At 36.4% G+C, this 19698-nt stretch carries 18 protein-coding genes and 1 tRNA gene; 9 read left to right on the top strand and 10 right to left on the bottom strand.

From position 1 onward, the window contains the following. Positions 1-10 precede the first annotated feature (10 nt). The gene (locus CY0110_RS10185) at positions 11-592 is read right to left on the bottom strand and encodes a DUF3038 domain-containing protein (protein ID WP_232285711.1); all 582 of its coding nucleotides are present in this window, start codon (positions 590-592) and stop codon (positions 11-13) included. A 57-nt stretch (positions 593-649) separates the two neighbouring features. Here CY0110_RS10185 and CY0110_RS10180 point away from each other — a divergent pair, with 57 nt between their 5' ends. Next, complete coding sequence (locus CY0110_RS10180) at positions 650-2218, top strand: cation:proton antiporter (protein WP_008275330.1); 1569 nt, start codon at positions 650-652, stop codon at positions 2216-2218. An 18-nt stretch (positions 2219-2236) separates the two neighbouring features. Here CY0110_RS10180 and CY0110_RS10175 read toward each other — a convergent pair whose 3' ends face one another. Beyond that, on the bottom strand, positions 2237-2962 hold the full coding sequence (locus CY0110_RS10175) for a phytochelatin synthase family protein (RefSeq protein WP_008275329.1): 726 nt from the start codon (positions 2960-2962) through the stop codon (positions 2237-2239). 5 nt (positions 2963-2967) lie between these two features. Then, positions 2968-4179 (bottom strand): M20 metallopeptidase family protein, encoded by a 1212-nt coding sequence (locus CY0110_RS10170; RefSeq protein ID WP_008275328.1) that lies wholly within the window; start codon positions 4177-4179, stop codon positions 2968-2970. 181 nt (positions 4180-4360) lie between these two features. Between CY0110_RS10170 and CY0110_RS10165 the strand changes: the two genes are divergently transcribed. Next, a complete protein-coding gene (locus tag CY0110_RS10165; RefSeq protein ID WP_008275327.1) occupies positions 4361-5047 on the top strand; it encodes a M15 family metallopeptidase in 687 nt (228 codons plus the stop codon). Between the two features lie 29 nt (positions 5048-5076). Here CY0110_RS10165 and CY0110_RS10160 read toward each other — a convergent pair whose 3' ends face one another. Both CY0110_RS10160 and CY0110_RS10155 read right to left on the bottom strand, forming a co-directional pair. Beyond that, complete coding sequence (locus CY0110_RS10160) at positions 5077-6264, bottom strand: HhoA/HhoB/HtrA family serine endopeptidase (protein WP_008275326.1); 1188 nt, start codon at positions 6262-6264, stop codon at positions 5077-5079. Positions 6265-6444: 180 nt separating this feature from the next. After that, positions 6445-7827, bottom strand: coding sequence for a tetratricopeptide repeat protein (locus CY0110_RS10155; RefSeq protein ID WP_008275325.1), 1383 nt, complete (start codon positions 7825-7827; stop codon positions 6445-6447). A 167-nt stretch (positions 7828-7994) separates the two neighbouring features. Here CY0110_RS10155 and CY0110_RS10150 point away from each other — a divergent pair, with 167 nt between their 5' ends. From CY0110_RS10150 to CY0110_RS10135, 4 genes are all read left to right on the top strand, one after another. Further along, positions 7995-9107: an esterase-like activity of phytase family protein gene (locus CY0110_RS10150; RefSeq protein WP_008275324.1), complete on the top strand. Its 1113-nt coding sequence runs from the start codon at positions 7995-7997 to the stop codon at positions 9105-9107. 240 nt (positions 9108-9347) lie between these two features. Then, positions 9348-10049: a PEP-CTERM sorting domain-containing protein gene (locus CY0110_RS30385; protein WP_198139137.1), complete on the top strand. Its 702-nt coding sequence runs from the start codon at positions 9348-9350 to the stop codon at positions 10047-10049. A 35-nt stretch (positions 10050-10084) separates the two neighbouring features. Then, complete coding sequence (locus CY0110_RS10140; protein ID WP_008275322.1) at positions 10085-12553, top strand: hypothetical protein; 2469 nt, start codon at positions 10085-10087, stop codon at positions 12551-12553. A gap of 56 nt (positions 12554-12609) precedes the next feature. After that, on the top strand, positions 12610-13392 hold the full coding sequence (locus tag CY0110_RS10135; protein WP_008275321.1) for a metallophosphoesterase family protein: 783 nt from the start codon (positions 12610-12612) through the stop codon (positions 13390-13392). Positions 13393-13417: 25 nt separating this feature from the next. On the opposite strand, the gene CY0110_RS10130 is transcribed toward CY0110_RS10135, so the two are convergent. Continuing rightward, positions 13418-13490 (bottom strand) — tRNA-Arg (locus tag CY0110_RS10130). A 222-nt stretch (positions 13491-13712) separates the two neighbouring features. Here CY0110_RS10130 and CY0110_RS10125 point away from each other — a divergent pair. Next, positions 13713-14705 (top strand): ribose-phosphate pyrophosphokinase, encoded by a 993-nt coding sequence (locus CY0110_RS10125; protein ID WP_035799078.1) that lies wholly within the window; start codon positions 13713-13715, stop codon positions 14703-14705. Between the two features lie 48 nt (positions 14706-14753). On the opposite strand, the gene pgeF is transcribed toward CY0110_RS10125, so the two are convergent. From pgeF to CY0110_RS10110, 3 genes are all read right to left on the bottom strand, one after another. Further along, entirely contained in the window at positions 14754-15545 is a 792-nt protein-coding gene (gene pgeF / locus CY0110_RS10120) for a peptidoglycan editing factor PgeF (protein WP_008275319.1), read from the bottom strand. Positions 15546-15692: 147 nt separating this feature from the next. Further along, a complete protein-coding gene (locus tag CY0110_RS10115) occupies positions 15693-16184 on the bottom strand; it encodes a host attachment protein (RefSeq protein ID WP_008275318.1) in 492 nt (163 codons plus the stop codon). Between the two features lie 179 nt (positions 16185-16363). Beyond that, positions 16364-17836 carry a mCpol domain-containing protein gene (locus tag CY0110_RS10110; RefSeq protein WP_008275317.1) on the bottom strand — a complete coding sequence of 491 codons (1473 nt, stop codon included), beginning with the start codon at positions 17834-17836 and terminating at the stop codon, positions 16364-16366. Positions 17837-17941: 105 nt separating this feature from the next. Here CY0110_RS10110 and CY0110_RS10105 point away from each other — a divergent pair, with 105 nt between their 5' ends. Further along, on the top strand, positions 17942-18508 hold the full coding sequence (locus tag CY0110_RS10105; protein ID WP_008275316.1) for a shikimate kinase: 567 nt from the start codon (positions 17942-17944) through the stop codon (positions 18506-18508). A 95-nt stretch (positions 18509-18603) separates the two neighbouring features. Beyond that, positions 18604-18999 carry a hypothetical protein gene (locus CY0110_RS10100; RefSeq protein ID WP_008275315.1) on the top strand — a complete coding sequence of 132 codons (396 nt, stop codon included), beginning with the start codon at positions 18604-18606 and terminating at the stop codon, positions 18997-18999. A 4-nt stretch (positions 19000-19003) separates the two neighbouring features. Here CY0110_RS10100 and CY0110_RS10095 read toward each other — a convergent pair whose 3' ends face one another. Next, positions 19004-19594, bottom strand: coding sequence for a chromophore lyase CpcT/CpeT (locus CY0110_RS10095; protein ID WP_008275314.1), 591 nt, complete (start codon positions 19592-19594; stop codon positions 19004-19006). Between the last annotated feature and the right edge of the window lie 104 nt (positions 19595-19698).

Below are 19698 nucleotides of genomic sequence, written 5' to 3'. Positions count from 1 at the left end.
TCGCCTTGGCTTAAGACGTATAATCTAGAAGCGTTAACCACAAGCGATCATAGCCATTATCTTCACTGTAGAATAGTAGGTCAGTTAATAATTTATAGGCTAATTGTATTTGTTTGTCGGGGGACAGTTTGACCGTATTTTCTCTTTTTGAATAGAAACTCTGAAAATTTTCTAAATAGTTTCCTAATAAGGTCGTTTGTGCTGGATCTTTATTTTGTGCTGTCATTTGTTCTAGGAGGGTAACAGCGCGACGAATCAATTCTTCATATTGTTGATTAAGGTAGCAAATAATTAAAATTAGCGATCGCATTTGTTCAACGGTAAAACTGTCTAAGGGGTTATCTACTTTTGTGGTGTCTCGGTTTGACCACAATTGTACTTTTTCGACTAAAGTAGTGTTAACATCTAAGTCGATGGCTGCTTGTAGAAGCATATCTGTATCTATAGGGATCAAACACTCGCTGGCCAACAATACTAAATCGAGATGGGTTTGCATCTGATCAAGTTGTTGTGGAGTGGGTGGGTTGGTTAGGGGTGTATCTCCCCAAGCCGGAACTGACTGAGACATTTTAACCACGTGGACAGATAACAATATGTTTAGTCCTTAATATAGCAACCTTTCTAAATAGATGATGATGAGGAGTATTTTATGAGTCTAGAAGCTAGTGCTGCTGATATGGCCATTCAAGAAAATTTAGAACAATTTTTAGTGGTTTTATCAGTTTCTTTGAGTGTCGCCACAATTTCCCGTATTTTTTCTTGGTTTCGGCAAATTCCATACACACTTTTATTGGTAATTGTCGGCTTAGGGTTAGCGTTTATTGATGTTCGCTTGGTTAATCTTTCTCCTGAATTAATTCTAGAGATTTTCTTACCTCCTTTGCTGTTTGAAGCTGCTTGGAATATTCGCTGGCGAGAGTTGAAAGAAAATTGGATTCCTGTTGTCTTATTTGCTATTGTTGGGGTTATTATTTCTGTCGTTGGCATTGCTTTAGCGTTGAGTCAATTAACAGATTTGGCCTTACCCATTGCTTTATTAGTTGGGGCAAGTTTATCAGCAACTGATCCGGTTTCTGTCGTGGCTTTATTTCGAGAATTAGGAGCGAGTAAAAAGTTAACGGTATTGATGGAAGGAGAGAGTTTATTTAATGATGGGGTTGCGGTTGTTGCTTTCTTATTATTGGTAGGAATACCTTTAGGAACAGAGGTGTTTTCGGTTACGGATACAGTGCTTAGTTTTGGTAAGTTTGTCGGTATTGGTATCGGTTTAGGTTGTTTGGTGGGCTTTGGTATTTCTTATTTAACCCAACGGTTTGATCTGCCTTTAGTTGAGCAATCTTTAACGTTAGTTTCTGCTTATGGTACTTATTTGATTACAGAAGAGTTAGGGGGATCTGGGGTTATTTCTGTAGTAACAGTGGGTATTATTTTAGGTAACTTTGGATCTCGTATTGGCATGAATCCTAGAACCCGATTATTAGTGTCTGAATTTTGGGAATTTCTGGCATTTTTTGTTAATTCTATTGTCTTTTTATTGATTGGCGATCAGATTGAGTTTGATAGTTTAAGTGATAATTTAGATATTATTGGTATTGCTATTATTGCTGTTTTAGCGACTCGTTTTATTGGTATTTATGGATTGGCAAATTTTAGTAATGTTTTCACAAAAGTTGATATCAGTTTACCTGAACAAACTGTACTTTGGTGGGGCGGTTTGAGAGGTTCGGTTTCTATTGCCTTAGCTTTAAGCGTTCCTGTTTCTTTGAGTGGAAGACAAGATATTATTGATACTGTATTTGGCGTGGTATTATTTACACTATTAATTCAAGGTTTAAGTACACAATGGGTATTGAAAAATTTGAACTTAGTAGGCGATCAACCGTTACGTCAAGAATATTCAGAGTTGTTAGCCAGAAAAATGGCTTTAGGACGAGTGATTGATTATTTTCAAACTTTAGATGAATCTCCTAGTATTGACTCAGAATTTTATCGTTACGAAAAAGAATTAGTAACAGGACAGTTAAAATCGATAGAAGAAAAAATTGCTGATTTTCAACAAAAATATCCTCAGTTAGAATCCATCGCTATGCAACAACTCAAAGATACATTGTTAGATATTGAAGCTGATACGTATGCTGAGTTAATTCGCAATGGAAAATTAGGGAAAAATCTTTCTCCTATTATGTTAGAAATTTTAACAGAAAGTAGTGAACATTAATTAGTTATTAGTTCAATATTATTGAGAAGTAACTAATATAAATCCCCTGGTTTTTTGGGAAACTGAATCAATGGTATTGGTCCCTTTCCAAAGGTCTTCCGCTTTAACCCAAACGGGGGGATATTTATAACGAGAAACGTCTAAGATTAAAAAGCGATCGCTTTCTTTATTATAAGCTGCAATGGGAGAAATATGCCCCCCTCTTTCTTGTCCAATGGCAGACCTTAAATAGTTCACTAAAACAAAATCATTTGCTTGCTTCAAATTATTAATAATTTCTTGGCGAAATTCCTCTAAACTGACTTCATCCCCATGATAAACTTCTACATCAACAGGATAACTTTTCAATAAACCCCCTAATTCTTGTAAAGTCATTCCTTGTCGAGAAACAGTTTCTTTTGTGATAACAGCTTCTGTTTTTGGGTTATCAAAAACATTATCTTGAGTAAAGCGATGATACATCACCCATTCTGTCGCTTTTGGTGCAGGTATAGACAAAGCATTTAACACCATGACTATACTTGCAACGCCACAAAATGCTAAGTTTTCTTGGGTTTCAAATTGAAGACTTAAAGGAATATAATCTTGACGAGCATTACTTTCTATTAATAAGGTTTCCCCTTGAGAAGAATTAAAACTAATCAAGTTTTCATGTAAAGGTAAGCTGGTTTGAGCCAGGAGTTGACTAGGAATAAAACCAACCCCTAATAATAAAACTTTTGCAATTAGCTTTTTAATTTTCATTAACTTTAATTACAAAATTTTTCCACACAACGGACAAACATTTCCACTCCTAACGGTAACACAGTTTCATCAAAATCAAAGCGAGGATGATGATGGGGATAATTTAAGCCTTTTTCTGCATTGGCTGACCCTAAAAAGAAGTAACATCCTGGAACTTCCTCTAAAAAGAAAGACATATCTTCTCCTCCCATTGTTTGACAAGTTGGTGCAATTCCTGCAGGAGTTTCTACCACTTCTAATGCCACAGATTTAACTAACTCTGCCATGTTTTCATTATTAATAACAGGAGGATATAACCGCCAATAATCTAACTCATAATCTGCTCCATATCCCTGACAAATTCCTTTAACAATATCTTCAATTCTTTGACCAAAATAACCCTCAAATTCAGGATTAAAATAACGCACCGTTCCACTCATGCTGGCCGTATCTGCAATCACATTTAAAGCGGTTCCGGCGTGTAATTCTCCTACTGTTACCACCGCAGAATCAATGGGATTAACATTCCGAGAAACAATCGATTGTAAAGCATTAACAATCTGTGCGCTAACCACCACAGAATCAATGGTTTGATGAGGCATGGCCCCGTGACCGCCTTTACCGAAGATATTGAGGCGAAAACACTCTACAGCAGCCATTAATGGCCCGCTACGAACTCCTACAGTTCCCAGAGGTAGATTATTCCATAAGTGTAAGCCAATAATCCCATCTACGTCAGGATTGTTTAAGACACCGGCTTCTATCATGGGTTTTGCTCCCCCTGGACTTTCTTCGGCGGGTTGAAAAATTATTTTGACGGTTCCTTTAAAGTGTTGACGATGCTGCCACAAATAGGAAGCAGTTCCTAAAGCGATGGTTGTATGACCATCGTGTCCACAAGCGTGCATAGTTCCTTCGTGGAGAGAACGGTAGGGGACTTCATTTTCTTCATGAATGGGTAAAGCGTCCATGTCTGCGCGAATGGCTAATACAGGGCCGGAATAGGGACTGTCAATGATAGCAACAATCCCCGTTTTAGCAATTCCTGTTTCATGGGGAATGCCCATTTCTGTTAACTTTTGAGTAATAAATCTAGCGGTAATTTCTTCTTTGAATCCTAACTCTGGTCGTTGGTGTAGATAGCGTCGCCATTCTACTAATTGAGCGTTAAGATTGCGAATTTCTAGGCGAATTTGTGAAAAGTTAACGGAATTTGCTTGAGGAAAGGTAGAAATCATTGCAGATGTTACGGATATTAAATAAGATATTTTCTATCTTTCCTATTGTATCGTTTATCAGTTATCAGTTATCAGTTATCAGTTATCAGTGACCATTTATTAATTATTAATTATCAATGAAGAACCATTTGTCTTGAAGATTCATATAATTTAATTGTAAGTGGAATTACTGAATAACTAGATGAAACCTTACCAAAGTATCCCAATTCGAGACTGTGGAGAACCCCTAATTGCTATTCCCTTAGTACAGTTTTCTGTAGAAACACCCCATCCCTATCAAAAGTTAGGTGCTAGTTATGGAGAAAAATCCCCTTATTATTTACGATCTAAAGTGATAGAAGCACTGATACAAGCGCAAACTTATTTACAACAACAATATTCAGGATGGAAAATACATATTTTTGATGCTTATCGTCCTGTCGCCGTGCAACAATTTATGGTGGATTATACATTTACTTCTTTACTCAAAGAAAAGGGGTTAACCTTAGACAGTTTATCTGAAACAGAAAAAGATAGTCTTTGGCAGCAAGTTTATCAAATATGGGCGATCCCTAGTGATGATTTAACCACTCCTCCTCCTCATAGTACCGGTGGGGCTGTTGATATTACGTTGATAGATAATCAAGGTCAATTGTTAGATATGGGTGGACTGATTGACGAATTATCCGAGCGATCGCAACCTAATTATTATGCTAACCATACCGACAATCTAGGACAAACTTATCATCAAAAAAGAGAACTACTCAACCAAATCATGACGCAAGCGGGATTTTTACGTCATCCTGGGGAATGGTGGCATTTTTCTTTAGGGGATCAAATGTGGGCTTGGCAAGGTCAAAAAGCGGTCGCTTACTATGGGAGAGCTTGAAAAAGGCAGAAGGTTGGCTTGTATCTTGATTAATTTGCCGGGAAAGAACCGGGTAATACTTTGAAAGTTTTGGGTTTGCCATCACGAACCACTTCAACGGCCAAGGTGTTGCCAATGGTACTAAGTTCTACTTGTTCTTGTACTTCAACGGCTTTAGTGACAGGTTTTCCCCCAACTCTAAGGATAATATCCCCTGGTTTGAATCCTGCTTTTTGGGCGGGGGAGTCATCTACCACTCGCACCACTAAAACTCCTTCGCTATTGGTAACTTTAAACCCAAGTTGTGGATCTTGATTTAATTCTTTGCTTAATTCTGGGTTAAGGGTGATCATGTGAATACCCAAATAAGGATGGTCTGCTTTTCCTGTGGTTAATAACTGGTTAGCCACCCGTTGGGCGGTTTCGATGGGTATGGCAAAACCTAACCCTTGAGCATCGGCGCGAATGGCTGTATTAATACCAATAACCTGGCCTTGGGCATTCAGTAGTGGTCCGCCGGAGTTTCCTGGGTTAATGGCCGCATCAGTTTGGATGAAGCGAACCCGTTTATCGGGGACACCGACTTCGGTACTGGATCGCCCTAACGCACTAATAATACCTACTGTAACCGTATTATCCAGACCTAGAGGGTTACCAATAGCGATCGCCCATTCTCCTGGGTTCAGTTCTTCTGCGCTACCAATAGCTACGGTTGGCAAGTCTTGAGCTTCAATTTTTACCACAGCGACATCGGTCATCGGATCGGTTCCTAACACTTTTCCTTCATAGACTTTGCCATCTTTGAGGGTCACTTTCACTTCTTTCGTGCCATCGACAACATGAGCATTGGTTAATAATTGTCCATCGGGAGTTAAAATAAACCCTGATCCGGTTCCCCGTTCAATGTGTTCTCTAGGAATAGGAAGCTCGTTACCGAAAAAACGGCGGAAAAAAGGATGTTCAAACGTTTCCCCCATTTGATTAGAAACTTGTCGCGTTGCATCAATACGAACCACTGCTGGTCCGACTTTTTGGGCTGCTTCAGCAATAAAATTTAAGTTAGCTTTAGAAGAAGATTTTGCAGGAAAGGGAAACGGTTTAAGGTTTGTGGGAACCACTGCCGGCGGTTGACTGGTTTGCTCTTGAGGGGTTTGAGTCCAGTAACGACTCCCCCAAACTCCTGCACTTCCACCTAAAACCAATAATGTTACATAGACAAATAACTGTTTAATACGCATGATACTTTTATTTTTTTATAATCACAGGGTTCCCTATTCCAAATTATGACAAAGTTTCCTGAAAAACAGTTAACTTTTATGGGTTTATTTTAGCTTTTGTCTGTTGATTGGCTGTAGGGTGTCAGGTGTGGGATGTAAAGTTTAGTGTAAAAAATATTTAGGTAACTTTTAGTATCCCCCTTACCTCAAAATGTTATCCTGTTCAAATCTATTATCAAACTCATCAATATCATTCAAGGGATTTCCTCTTCTTTCTATTTCTTGTTCAATTCTATCAATGTTGATATTACTGGGATCACTATCATTAGGTGACGGGGGTAACTCTTCTTGAACCGAGGGAGGTGTTGGTTCTTGCATTCCTTGATTAACTTTTTGAATTTGTGCTAAGAAATGTCCTTGATTATGATTAAGGGAACGGGCTAGAATTAACCCTTCTTGAAAGGCAGCTAACGCAGGTTCATAAAGTTGTTTGTCTAGATAAATTTCTCCAATTTTGTCATAAACTTTCATCAAACCATAATAATTATAAGATAATTGTTCGACTTGAATTAAACGTTGATAAATTTGCAAAGCATAATCTTCTTGTTCATAATCGGTGTATAAATCAGCAAGTTGAGTTAATGCTTCTGCTGCTGCTCCAAATAATTGTAAAGACCAAGCTAAAGCATAAGCTTCTTGATAATTTTGGCTGGCTAATTCTGGTTGATCTAATGTTTCATAATCTTTACCAATATCAATCTTTAAGGGTGGGACAAATTGAATATTTTCACTAGCTAAATAACTATCCACTAATCTTTGTTTAATTTCTGCTGCATTATTGGGTTGTAACGATGCTGTATAAATTTCAGCTAAGGCTTGTAAATATAATCCTTCTTCATAAGTATTTTGTTCAGTTTGAGCAATATCTAATAATTCCTCATAGACGGCTGCAGCTTTGGGATAATCAAATTTCGCTAAATAAAGTCTTCCTAATCCTTGCAAGGCTTCTTTTATAGTAAAAGGACTATCATTTTCTCTGGCATAGTTTAATACTTTTCGATAAACAACAATAGAATTATCTAAACTATGTAACTTCTCATAAGCATTGGCTAAAGCAATTAAAAATTCTGGACTTAAAGGATCTTCTTTTTCCGATAATTCTTGCAGTTCAACCAGTCTTTTACTAATAATTTGTACATCTTCTGTTCGGGTTCGATTCCACGCAATTTCCCCGACTCTTCCTAAAGCATTAATTTCTTCTATTCTTCCTAAAACTCGTCTTAATCTTAATTCTCGATACCAAATTTCAAAGGCAAGGTTATCCTTACCAGTCTCTAATTCTTGTTGTGCTTGTTGATTGAGTTGATCTAATTCGCTTCTTAATCTTTTTTGTTCTAATGGAGTCAAAGGACGAGGAACAGGAGGCAGTAAAGGATCATCTAAAGGAACTTCTAAAGGGGTTAATTCTGGCTCAGGAAGGGATAACGCCATCTGATTAGATTTTATTAAATCCCCAGAATAAAGAAAAAAAATCAAGCTAATTAAAACAGGAATTTTGCTAATATAATCACGAAAATAAAACATAATTTTCCTCACCAACATTAAGTTTAACAAACAAGTTTAACAGCTAATAACTGGTCACTGTTTACTGCACACTGTTCACTGAATATAAGATAACATTTGAAAGAGAATTGTATTATAGGGACAACCGTGTGAGGAAATTATCTAACCTTATCCTAGCCTTAATAATTATGATTGGTTTATCTGCTTGTGGTACTATGCCCCAAATATCAGCAGAAGAGCGGTTATTTCCACCAATTTCTTTAGAATTTTTAGATAAGTACGATATACAACCGCAAACTTTTCAAGAGACTCCCATAGGGGGTTTATCAGCAATTACCTATGATCGGCAACGCGATCGCTTTTATGTTTTGTCTGACGATCGCGCTCAACAAGCGCCGGCAAGATTCTACACCCTTAAGATAGACCTAACGACCACCAATGAGCAACCAGTAACAATAAAAGGGGTAACGGTAGAAAACGTCACCTTTCTCAAGGATAAAGCTGGGCAAAATTACCCATCTCAAACCATCGATCCAGAGGGTATTGCTTTGTCCCCCAGAGGCACTTTATTTATATCTAGCGAAGGAGTACCTAACCAGGGAATTAACCCCTTTCTTGGCGAATTTGATCCCACTACAGGACAACTTCAACAGGAGATCCGTCTTCCTAAACGTTATTTAATGGCAACTGATCCCGAAACAGAACCTCAAGGCGTGGAAAATAATCTAGGGTTTGAACCTTTAACCATAAGTGCGACGAGTACCTTAAAAGATGACCCTTTTCGCATTTTTACAGCTACAGAAGCATCACTAAAACAGGATACTGCTTCGACTCCTCCTGTGAATATTCCAGTACGTCTGCTGCATTATGTGATCAGTCCGGTGGGTCTTCCTGTATTACTTGCCGAACATTTATACTTATTGGATAAAACGCCAAAAGGTGCGATCGCTAATGGACTTACAGAATTACTCGCTTTACCCCGTGAAGGTTCCTGGTTAAGTTTAGAGCGAACCTTTGGAATGTTTGGGTTTGGCGCAAAATTATTTCAAGTGGTTAATAGTGGTGCGTCTGAAACTTCAACTATTAGTAGTTTCAAAGAGGGAATAGAAGGAATTAAACCCTTACGAAAAAAGCTATTATTGGATCTAGAAACCTTGGGTATTCAGTTGGATAACTTAGAAGGAATGACCATCGGACCAAGATTAGCAAATGGAAGTCAGAGTTTGATTGTAATTAGTGATGATAACTTTAGTGCTGACCAAACTACTCAGATTTTATTATTTAATCTATATTTACCTTAAAAGGTTACTTTTTGGTCATCAATTATCTAAATTTTAATGTAGTGACTTGTTTCTTCTTCTATTCTCATCGTATTCTGAGAATCTTTTGCTAGAGTCGTTAAGATTAAGGAGATTATATACGTAAGTGACACAAATTTATACATTAACGCTTACATTTCGAGATGACAAACTGCTATTCATCGGGTTTAATCGATGTAGAAAATCAATCCTCAAATTTTTAACATTATTAGGACTAAAATGATGGTTAAACTTTATAAGTTAGTGACCTTGACAACAGGGGTCTGTTTAGGATTAGGCTGTTTTTGGAATCAAAAGGCGATCGCTGCTACCTTGAGATCCGATTTTAAAGGGGAAACCATTGAAAAAATTGGTTTAATTGTGGATAACGTATCTATTACACGCCAACCATCTTCAAGTTTAATTAATTATAGTTTAGGTTTGCAACTTAAAGTGTCGTTTCTCGATAAACAAGCATCACCAGCAGAAAGAACTTGGTTTATTAATCGCAACGCTAGTTTCAACACTAATGATAGTTCCAATAATTTTTTGTTCACTTTAGAAGTTGATTTTTGTGAATCATCCGCTCCATCTTCTGTTTGTTATTCTTTATTTGATGGTATCAGGACGATTAATAATGGAACTCCGAGTGATAGAGAATTTAGTAGAATCATTAACGATCCAGAAAATCCAATTATTAAGCTTTTAACTAATGGTGACAATAATAATGTAAGATTACAAGCCAATTTATTGGGGATGAAATTGGTTGGAGGTTTTCAACAAAGTACCACAGAAAAAAGTGCCTTTTTTGTTTCAACTCCACCTCCTGAACCTGTTATTGTCCCTGAACCTCTAACCATTATAGGTTCAGGGACTGCCATCGGATTTGGAACATTTTTTAAGCGTAAATTAGTTAAAAACAAATCTGTATCAAAGAAAGCTTAAATTAATCGATTAAGCTAAGTTAATCAGCAATTATCATGAAATTTACTAGAAGATTTTTATTAAGTTTAAGCACAGTTTTTCTCTATGGAATCTGGCAAAAGTATTATCCACAACGTCTTTTATCCCAAAATCTTCCAAATAATAATCTAACGATTCCAGGCATTGATCCCAAACCCCAAAAACCTCAAATCACAAATATTGAACCATCTAAAAAGATAGTTGTTAATAATCTAATTAAACCTGTTGAATTTATTGATGATACTGTTCCTAAAAAATGGTTATATAAAACATCAGTAAAACCAGGAGAGGGAGCAATGTTATCTCTTTCTATTCAAGAGGGAAATAAAAATATTTTGGAAACATTAAAACAATTACCACAAGAAAAATTTATTTCTAATAGTTTCCCTGATTTTACTGATGCTATTGACTTAAAACAATTAGGAAATAATAAACCTAAAATCTCCTCTTTATTTTATACAGTAATATCTTTTGATCAACCTCAATTATTAAGAGTTTGTCATGGAGCGATAGGATTAAATGTTAATGCTAGTTTTTGGGTAAATAACCAACTCGTTAAACATGGAGAATTAATTAGAGTCAATAAAGGATTTTACCCGATAATTATTGAAGCTTATCATGGTGAAGAAACACAATGGTTACCTTGGAAATTAGCTTATTTAGCTCCTCGTTTTACCATTATTACAGAAACAGAAATAGAAGAAGTTTATCAATGGCAACTAAGTCAATGGCAACAAACATTAGATATGGCAAAAGCTAATGATAATCGCTTATTAGCTGCTGTTCAATTTGATAGCAAAACTATTCGAGGGAAAGACGGATTTTTTCAAGTTGGTCAAAGTATTAATGGTAAATGGTGGTTTATCGATCCCCAAGGAAAAGCCTTTTGTCATCGAGGTTGTACAGGGTTAAATGCAGGGGGAATGGGAGGAAGAAGAGCCAACTTACCTGCTGTTCCTAAAAACACCGTTAAAACCTGGGTTAACTATCTCAAAGAATGGGGTTTTAACGCCATGGGTGCTTGGACAACTGCAGAATTTTTTGACCAAAATATGGCTTTTACAGAAATCATAGAAACTTATTACGAAAAACCCTGGTTAGTTACTAAATTTCCTGATGTTTGGGACTCTCAATGGATAGAAAATGTTGATAAAAAGTGTCAAAAACTTTGTACTCCTCTAAAAAATAATAAAATGCTGTTAGGCTATTTTCTAGACAACGAAAGGGGGTTTATGGAAATGATAAATAGTAATGAAACAATTATCGCTAATGCTCCCACGTATCGCTATGATGGCCCTATACAATCTGATGATTTTGAGTTGCCAGCAGAACCAAAACTAAACGCTAAAGGAATTGGATTACTACAGTTTTGTTTAAGTCAAAAACAAGATATTCCTGCTGCTCAAAAAGCTTGGGAATTTGTCTTAAATCGTTATTCATCCTTGGAAAAGTTGGGTCAAGCATGGCAAATTAATATTACCGCAAAAGAAAGTATAAGAGACTTAACCTTAAGAGAAGAAATTTTAATCTCAGATAATTATCAAGAAGATAACCATCAATTTATTAAGCAATGGGTAGAACAATATTATCGAATTTGTACTGAGAAAATCAAGAAATATGATCCCAATCATTTAATTTTAGGTTGTCGTTGGGGAGGGACGCCAGGAAAAGCAGTCTTAGAAGTAGAAAAAGAATGGACTGATGTCGCTTCTCGCAATAATTATCGCTCTAACTTTTACGAACTATTTAATGACTTTTATCAACAGGTTCAACGTCCTATTCTAAATGGAGAAATTAGCACATGGACGGATCACTATACCTTATTTAGAAATCCCATCGAACCCCCCGGAGGATATGAACCAGAAACACGACAAAAAATTAAAGCAACTGAAACAATGAATCGTATTTTTTCCCATCCAGAGGTATTAGGTTATACGAAATATCGTTGGCACGGAAAGGGCGATAAATTATGGGATAATCAACCAATATTTAATATTATCAACCCCTTAAGACAAGCTAATTATCGAGCGGTTTCTATAGCAACTTTTTGGGATCAACCCCCTCAAAAAGATCATCAACCGCTCAAAGGACAAGTTTTTGTTACCTTATTAGATAGTCAAATAAACAAAAAAATATTAAAACCTGCTAAAATTGAAGATAAGCCCAGTTTTAAAATTAGTAGAAATCATCTAGCAATAGGATTAGTTTGTGACAATGATCAATGGCAAGCAAGAGTATATGGTGATGGAATTAAAGGAGAAGTGATTAATAGCAACATTGAGGGAAATAACTATCAATTAACCATTAAAATTGAAACTTTTCCCACTCTCTTCAATGACACCAAAGCAGAAGCAAACTATCAATTAAATCTTGTGCGTCATCAAACCAAATTAGAAGGAATCTTCACCGGGACTTATAATCAAGAAAAAGTAACAGGTAGGGCGATCGCTTATATTCATCGTCCTGTTACTACAGTGAGATATTAGACCAATATCTGGGAATACTAATCCTAGACATCGTAAAACGGCAAAAGACTTAAAAGATGTTAACATACCCTTCCTCTTCTCAACCCGCTACTTCTCAGCGTCGTATTGTTATTGGTGACGTTCATGGTCATTATGACACCCTCAATCTTCTTTTAGAAGCGGTCGCACCTAACCAAGATGATCAAGTTTACTTTTTAGGTGACTTGATTGATCGTGGGCCTCAAAGTTCTCAAGTGGTAAAGTTTGTTATGAAACATAAGTACCATTGTTTACTAGGAAACCATGAATATATGCTTCTCGAAACCGTTGGTAAAGGGGGTATTAATAGTCATCAACTACAAGGATGGTTGTATGGAGGAGGTTACTCCACCTTAGTTAGTTATGATCATCATATTCCCCAAGAGCATATTAACTGGATGAAAACCTTACCAACCTATTTAGACTTAGGGGATATTTGGTTAGTTCATGGAGGAATTGATCCTAACATCCCTTTAGAACAACAAACCGCGCAACAGTTTTGTTGGATAAGGGACGATTTTCATGGGATGGATAAACCCTATTTTGAGGATAAACTAATCATTACTGGTCATACGATTACTTTTACCTTTCCAGGGGTCTTACCAGGGAAATTAGTAGTCGGAGAAGGATGGTTAGATATTGATACCGGTGCATATCATCCCCAAAGTGGTTGGTTAAGTGCATTAGATTTAAAGACAAAAACGGTTTATCAAGTGCATCGTCAACACAAAACTAAGCGTATTCTTCCTTTAGCCGAAGCAGTGGTTAAAATTGACCCGTCTGTAGTTAAAGCAAAACGAGCTAGACAAAAGGTATCCTAATAATATAAGGATAATATATAGAAAACGAACACGGAGGGATTTGAACCCCCGACACCCAGGACCGGAACCTGGTGCTCTATCCACTGAGCTACGTGTCCACATACCTTATTACAATAGCATGATTTTCTAGAATGGGTTAATCATTAAGTTTCAGTTAAGAATCTTATCAGCCTACTTATTCTAGGGGAAAGCCTAAATTTCTGTGTAATTTCGCTGTTTTAATCCTAATCCCCGTATGATTAAAATAGTGATAAATCTGATCAGACAATCAAAAACCTGAGATGATAGAATTGCTATGAGTTAAGGGTCAAGAGTCTGCTGTGAGTCATACTCCCACATTAATGCCACATCTGGCCGTGTCTTCATTGTCAGATAATAATCGTCTGAGTCTGTTTTGTGGATCGTCTAATATTGCGTTAGCCCAAGAAGTCGCCCGTTATTTGGGGATGGACATTGGGCCGATGATTCGTAAACGATTCGCTGACGGTGAATTGTACATTCAAATTCAAGAATCTATTCGTGGTTGTGATGTTTATTTAATTCAACCCTGTTGTAACCCCGTCAATGACCATTTTATGGAATTATTGATTATGGTTGATGCTTGTCGTAGAGCATCAGCGAGGCAAATTACTGCCGTTATTCCTTATTATGGTTATGCAAGGGCTGATCGTAAAACCGCTGGTCGTGAGTCCATTACCGCTAAATTAGTCGCTAATTTAATTGTTGAAGCTGGGGCCCATCGGGTTTTGGCCATGGATTTACACTCGGCACAAATACAAGGTTATTTTGATATTCCTTTTGATCATATTTACAGTACACCAGTTTTACTTGATTATTTTGCCACTAAGGATCTCTCTGATATTGTCATTGTGTCTCCCGATGTAGGAGGGGTTGCTAGAGCAAGAGCTTTTGCTAAAAAATTAGATGATGCACCTTTAGCCATCATTGATAAACGTCGTCAGTCTCACAACGTGGCCGAAGTCATGAATGTCATTGGCGATGTTAAAGGCAAAACAGCGGTTTTAGTGGACGATATGATTGATACAGCCGGAACCATCACTGAAGGGGCGAAACTGCTCCGAGAAGAGGGTGCTAGACAGGTTTATGCTTGTGCTACCCATGCGGTGTTTTCTGGTCCAGCTGTTTCTCGTTTATCTAGTGGGGTATTAGAGGAGGTCATTGTGACTAATACTATTCCTATCCCAGAAGAAAATCGTTTTGAACAATTAACGGTGTTGTCTGTAGCGAATCTTTTAGGGGAAGCTATTTGGCGCATTCATGAGGATACTTCCGTTAGTAGTATGTTTCGTTAATTTTTAACTTAGTATCAGTAGGGTGGGCAATGCCCACCTTTTTTATTATTAATTTTTGACAATGCCTGACCACTGCACCTTTTTTTCATGAGTCCGTCGATAAGAGAAGAAATGAGAAGGAGATTGATAGGTACAATAAGGAGCGATACTAATTTGTTCAGCTTTTATGCCTAATTGTTCAAGTTGTAATTGATTAATACGACGTACATCTAAACGAACTTTTCCAGGTTCTGGATCAGGTAAAATAGGAGACTCAAATAGGTTGAGTAAAGAATTTAAAATGTTTTCTGAGCTATTGATTGGTTCATCTGTAAATAAACTTTCTCCCACTTCTGCTGCCACTTCTTCGGATACCTGATACACCTCTCCACTGATAGCTGGACCCATAGCAATCCGTAAATTTTTTATAGCACTACCCCAAACTTGTAAACGGGCGATCGCTTCTGGTACGATCCGTTTAGCTGTTCCTCTCCACCCTGCATGAATAGCTGCAATATTACCGGTTACTTCATCCCCAATCAAAACGGGGGTACAATCAGCACTAGCTACCCAGATAGCTTGATTTTCAACATTAGCAATAATGCCATCAGCCGGAGGAAAACTATTTTCTGTCATCTCTTCTATAATTTCACTAGGAGACAACACACGATTACCATGAACTTGTTTGACACGATAAGTTTGGGCTTCAGGATGAAAAATTTTGCTTAAGTCTTCAGGTGTTTTCGGATAAAACGGTTGAGTAAAAAAGCCATGAGGCCAAGCTTCTAATAGAGAACAGGTTAAATAAGGCAACCCTTGGGCAGACTGCCATTGCCAAGTTTGAGTTAAGCGATCGCTCATCATATGTCAGTTACCAGTGATCAGTGAGCAGTTACCACTTAATTGTAAAGGATTTGTAAAAACACCCCACTACAGCAAAAAGTTGAGGACACGGGGGCGGAACCGCTTCCGCCCCGTGAGATGTCCGTGATAGTGGGGAGAAGTTTATTAAAGTACCACAGATTTACGAGCAGGGACTAAATTTTTGTGGGCTAAATATTCATGGAGTTCTGAGGGTCTGAGTTTACAAAGGTCTTTTGCTAATTCTTCGAGTTTAATACCTTTGGGGAGATTAGGAGATAAAGACTCACGAACCAATCCTAACATCTGAGGTTCAGCTACTAAAAGAATAAAACGGGACTCCCATTGCTGAAGACAGTCTGTCAGTTTTTGACTAATATCCTTAGCAAAGTTGCGTTCATATTCGCTGAGATGGTTACTACGATGATCGTCATAACCATGGCCTTGAGTGCGCGCTCCTCGGTTACGGCCTTTGGTATTGGCCCATAGTTCTCGTCCTGCCATTTCTTTAGCAGTATTAGTTAAACATTCGTGTTCTACTAAATTAGGACTTGACTCGTATTCAGGAAATTCAGCCTCTTCTAGGGTAAAGAAACGGGCTTTGGTTCCATCCATAACAGCAACGACAGCTTGATTCATAGGATTTTTCGATAGAATTCTCAAGATCCCTATCCTAACAATGAAAATTGTATTCTAGAACACTTTGGAATAAAGCTTAAAATTTAGAGCGCAAACTTAGGATATTTTCAGTAAAACAACTTAACAGCGTATTTTTCGAGTGTACTGAAATCCTGGTGTAATTACTTATGATCGCATATTTAGCAAAGCTCAATTCCAACAATAGCATTTTTTCCTGGCTGCGTTTTTGCAAGTTTCAAGGCTAAATAAACTTCTTGAAATGAGCGTCCGTATCCAATTGAACAGGTTAGCCCTGATGTTGTTATCCCTGATGTTAATTGTGAGTACATAGCCTGTATTTCTAACAATATTTCCTTTCCAAGATTACCTTTAAATAAAAGATCATCACCTGCCTCAAATATAATTGAATTTTGATTCAGTGTCTTACGAATAAATCCAGCAATTTTGGAAATTGCCTTAGTTATTTGTTTGCTTGATTTACGAAATTTAGCTTCATCGCTACAAGCTAAAAAAAGTTCTTCTAAAATTTTTCCTGTATCATCTCCATCTAAGCCATAATATAATTCTTCTTCTGGTAAAATATCATTATCAGTTAGTTTCCTTATTTTTTGTGGTTTTTTAGTAAGTTTACTCTTCGATAACGCATCATAGACAATATCTGTATAAAAGTCGATAAAAGGAAAAGCCATTATTACAGAAAGTTCTGCTTTGAACTTTTCTGAAGGAGTTAAAAGTTGACCTTTATGTGTAGAACTATTTCTTAAGTACAACATAAAATCATTGAACTTTCTAAAAAACTCTATATCAAAGTCAGCTGGAGTATCATGTTCAAATTTAGCCTCAATAATTTTTAGCTTCTGTCCAAAAGTTTTTCGATCCACTCCGTCGGCAAAGTTAACTAGCATAAACTTATTAATAAGAAGACGAATTAAATCTTCTACACTCGCTGAAATTGAGGAAGCTGCTATTCGATAAATAGCATTATCTTTACTTTGATCGCCTTGTAATTTTAACTGAATAGAATGACTTAAGTTATTCTTAAAAAACTCATCATCAGAGGCATCTGGATCAATAGCTATATATTTATTTGTTTGATGTTCTATAATTTTTTTGTAACGTACTATTTCGGAAAGATTCAAATATGTAATACTATCAAATCTAGTGCTATCAGGGGCTAAAGTATAGCAATCTAACAAAATATCAACTGGTAAAAATCCTCTTTCTTCAGTTATCTTAAATAATTTTGAAACATCAATTAGATATTGATGTTTTATATCAAGTATGTAAGAAGCTATTGACAGTAAGTTTTTCTGGAATGAGGTGCCATTTGTAAGATCAACAATTAAATTTTTACCATTTGGTATGCCTTTAAAAATGAACTCAAGATAATCAACGAACTTTTCTATCGAAGATGGTTCTTCTGTGATCTCAATTATCTTTTCAACAAACAATTCTCGACTTATTCCATTAGTTTCTATATAATTTATCCAATCTTCATTATCCTTTAACTTAATATAGGAATCTTTAGAATGGATAACAAATATATTGGTTAAAGGTTGATCAAAGCTTTTTTTTACTCTAGCATTAGCGACAATTATAGAATTTGCAAATGTAAAACGATTAATATTACCAAGGACAATTAAGCTTGTCATATTGGAAAAATACTTATAAATTACTTTATTAAAGTATAGCTTAAAAAAGCTATAGTGCTTTAATAAAGTATAATTAAGTCTGTTGACTTACTCAGAGATTTAATAATGACTACGGAAAATCTACTTCAAGGGGTTAATGTATTTCTCATTGGTATGATGGGAACCGGTAAAACAACAGTGGGTAAAAAATTAGCACAGCGTTTGAATTATCGTTTTTTTGATACTGATGTGTTAATTGAAAAAGTGACAAAACAAAGTATTACTAATATTTTTGCTACCCAAGGAGAAGAAACATTTCGTGATCTTGAAAGTCAGGTTCTTTCAGAGTTATCTTCTTGCACTAAGAGTGTTATTGCAACCGGTGGTGGAATTGTTTTAAAGTCAATCAATTGGAGTTATTTACATCATGGTTTGATTATTTGGTTAGATGCTCCTGTATCTGTTCTAAACAAACGTTTAGCTAAAAATACCACTCGTCCCCTCTTGCAAGAAACAGATTTACAATTGAAGTTACAATCTTTATTAGAGGAACGTCACTCTTTATACGCTCAAAGTGATTTACAAATTATCATTGATCAACACCAAACCCCTAATGATGTTGTTGATCAAATTTTACAATTAGTGCCAACTGTTATTCAACCTAAGTTCAATATTTCTCAAGAGCTTAACTAATTTTAATCAACTGTTTCCGTAAATTTGGCGATGTCTATCATGATCATTAACTATTACGATCGCAGTGAATACTGATCCGATGATAGGCAAAATTTATGCAACGATTTTTTACCACTGGTTTATTAATTTTCTCTTCTTTAATGGGGATCTCTGCTATGACTTCTAGGGTTCAAGCTTCTCCTCGTTGTTATGGAGTTGATCAAGCAGGGAATACAATTGATTTATCTGGGTTATGTTCCCCTTCATCTGAACCTAATATTGTTCCTTCTACCCCTGTTAATTCTGACTCAACTCCTGAAGAAAATACAGATTTAGAAAACAAGAAAGATCCTGAAGTTTCTGCTAGGGAAGAAACCGAAAAAGATATTCAAGCTTGTTTTAGTAGTCCGACTTGTACCCAAATGATAGGAGGTGATAATGAACCACAAAAATCTCCCCATCAAATACGCATTGATCAAGTTTTAAATGGGGGTAGAATTAACCCTAATTAATACTTTAAAATTTAACTTCATCGGCAAAACTTTGACGACGTTCAAAGTGAAATGGACCGGCAACTGATCCCCAAACTAATTCATTTGTAACAGGATCATAACCGCGATCAAGGCTAATTAATTGATGCTCATTAATTTCAAAACTATTATCTAAATAAGTTTCTTTTCCCTTACGAACAATACGGCAATTTCTTCCTGGTTTAACTGTTCCTTTAAAACTGGTTCCTGTCCAATCAACAAACATATCACACCCCTGCATTAATTCGATATCATCAGGGGTTATTTCTTTTAATTTTTCTGGTTGACGAGATGCCCCTAAAAAAGCTTCTTTCTCTTTCAGTTTATAATTTTCTAATTCAATTCTGTTATCAACAATTTTTAATTGTAATACTCGTACTCGATAGGGTTGATTTAACGCATAATCATAAGCTTGTTCTAAAAATAAACTAGGTTCAGGAAAATTATCGACAGGTAAAGGACGAATACAAACCCGAATATGTGCATAAAAAGGAGGATTTTCAAAGGCTTGTTCTTGATTACTAAAATCAGAACACATCCAACGGGCTAAGGTTTTTATATCTGTGGCGTGAGACATAATACTTATTACATTTAAACCAATAAAAAGTTAAGACAATTTTGATTGTATCTTGAATAGTGAGCAAATATCAAATAATTATGTAATCAATTCTTTAGCTATTA

This window comes from Crocosphaera chwakensis CCY0110, assembly GCF_000169335.1.
In the GTDB taxonomy this organism is placed as follows: Bacteria; Cyanobacteriota; Cyanobacteriia; order Cyanobacteriales; family Microcystaceae; genus Crocosphaera; species Crocosphaera chwakensis.
This window is presented reverse-complemented; position numbering and strand designations above follow the sequence as displayed.

Excerpts from the sequence above, each read along its gene's own strand:
- CY0110_RS10180 (WP_008275330.1), top strand. The coding sequence starts at position 650 with ATGAGTCTAGAAGCTAGTGCTGCTGATATGGCCATTCAAGAAAATTTA.
- CY0110_RS10175 (WP_008275329.1), bottom strand. The coding sequence starts at position 2,962 with ATGAAAATTAAAAAGCTAATTGCAAAAGTTTTATTATTAGGGGTTGGT.
- CY0110_RS10170 (WP_008275328.1), bottom strand. The coding sequence starts at position 4,179 with ATGATTTCTACCTTTCCTCAAGCAAATTCCGTTAACTTTTCACAAATT.
- CY0110_RS10165 (WP_008275327.1), top strand. The coding sequence starts at position 4,361 with ATGAAACCTTACCAAAGTATCCCAATTCGAGACTGTGGAGAACCCCTA.
- CY0110_RS10160 (WP_008275326.1), bottom strand. The coding sequence starts at position 6,264 with ATGCGTATTAAACAGTTATTTGTCTATGTAACATTATTGGTTTTAGGT.
- CY0110_RS10155 (WP_008275325.1), bottom strand. The coding sequence starts at position 7,827 with ATGTTTTATTTTCGTGATTATATTAGCAAAATTCCTGTTTTAATTAGC.
- CY0110_RS10150 (WP_008275324.1), top strand. The coding sequence starts at position 7,995 with ATGATTGGTTTATCTGCTTGTGGTACTATGCCCCAAATATCAGCAGAA.
- CY0110_RS30385 (WP_198139137.1), top strand. The coding sequence starts at position 9,348 with ATGGTTAAACTTTATAAGTTAGTGACCTTGACAACAGGGGTCTGTTTA.
- CY0110_RS10140 (WP_008275322.1), top strand. The coding sequence starts at position 10,085 with ATGAAATTTACTAGAAGATTTTTATTAAGTTTAAGCACAGTTTTTCTC.
- CY0110_RS10135 (WP_008275321.1), top strand. The coding sequence starts at position 12,610 with ATGTTAACATACCCTTCCTCTTCTCAACCCGCTACTTCTCAGCGTCGT.
- pgeF (WP_008275319.1), bottom strand. The coding sequence starts at position 15,545 with ATGAGCGATCGCTTAACTCAAACTTGGCAATGGCAGTCTGCCCAAGGG.
- CY0110_RS10115 (WP_008275318.1), bottom strand. The coding sequence starts at position 16,184 with ATGAATCAAGCTGTCGTTGCTGTTATGGATGGAACCAAAGCCCGTTTC.
- CY0110_RS10110 (WP_008275317.1), bottom strand. The coding sequence starts at position 17,836 with ATGACAAGCTTAATTGTCCTTGGTAATATTAATCGTTTTACATTTGCA.
- CY0110_RS10105 (WP_008275316.1), top strand. The coding sequence starts at position 17,942 with ATGACTACGGAAAATCTACTTCAAGGGGTTAATGTATTTCTCATTGGT.
- CY0110_RS10100 (WP_008275315.1), top strand. The coding sequence starts at position 18,604 with ATGCAACGATTTTTTACCACTGGTTTATTAATTTTCTCTTCTTTAATG.
- CY0110_RS10095 (WP_008275314.1), bottom strand. The coding sequence starts at position 19,594 with ATGTCTCACGCCACAGATATAAAAACCTTAGCCCGTTGGATGTGTTCT.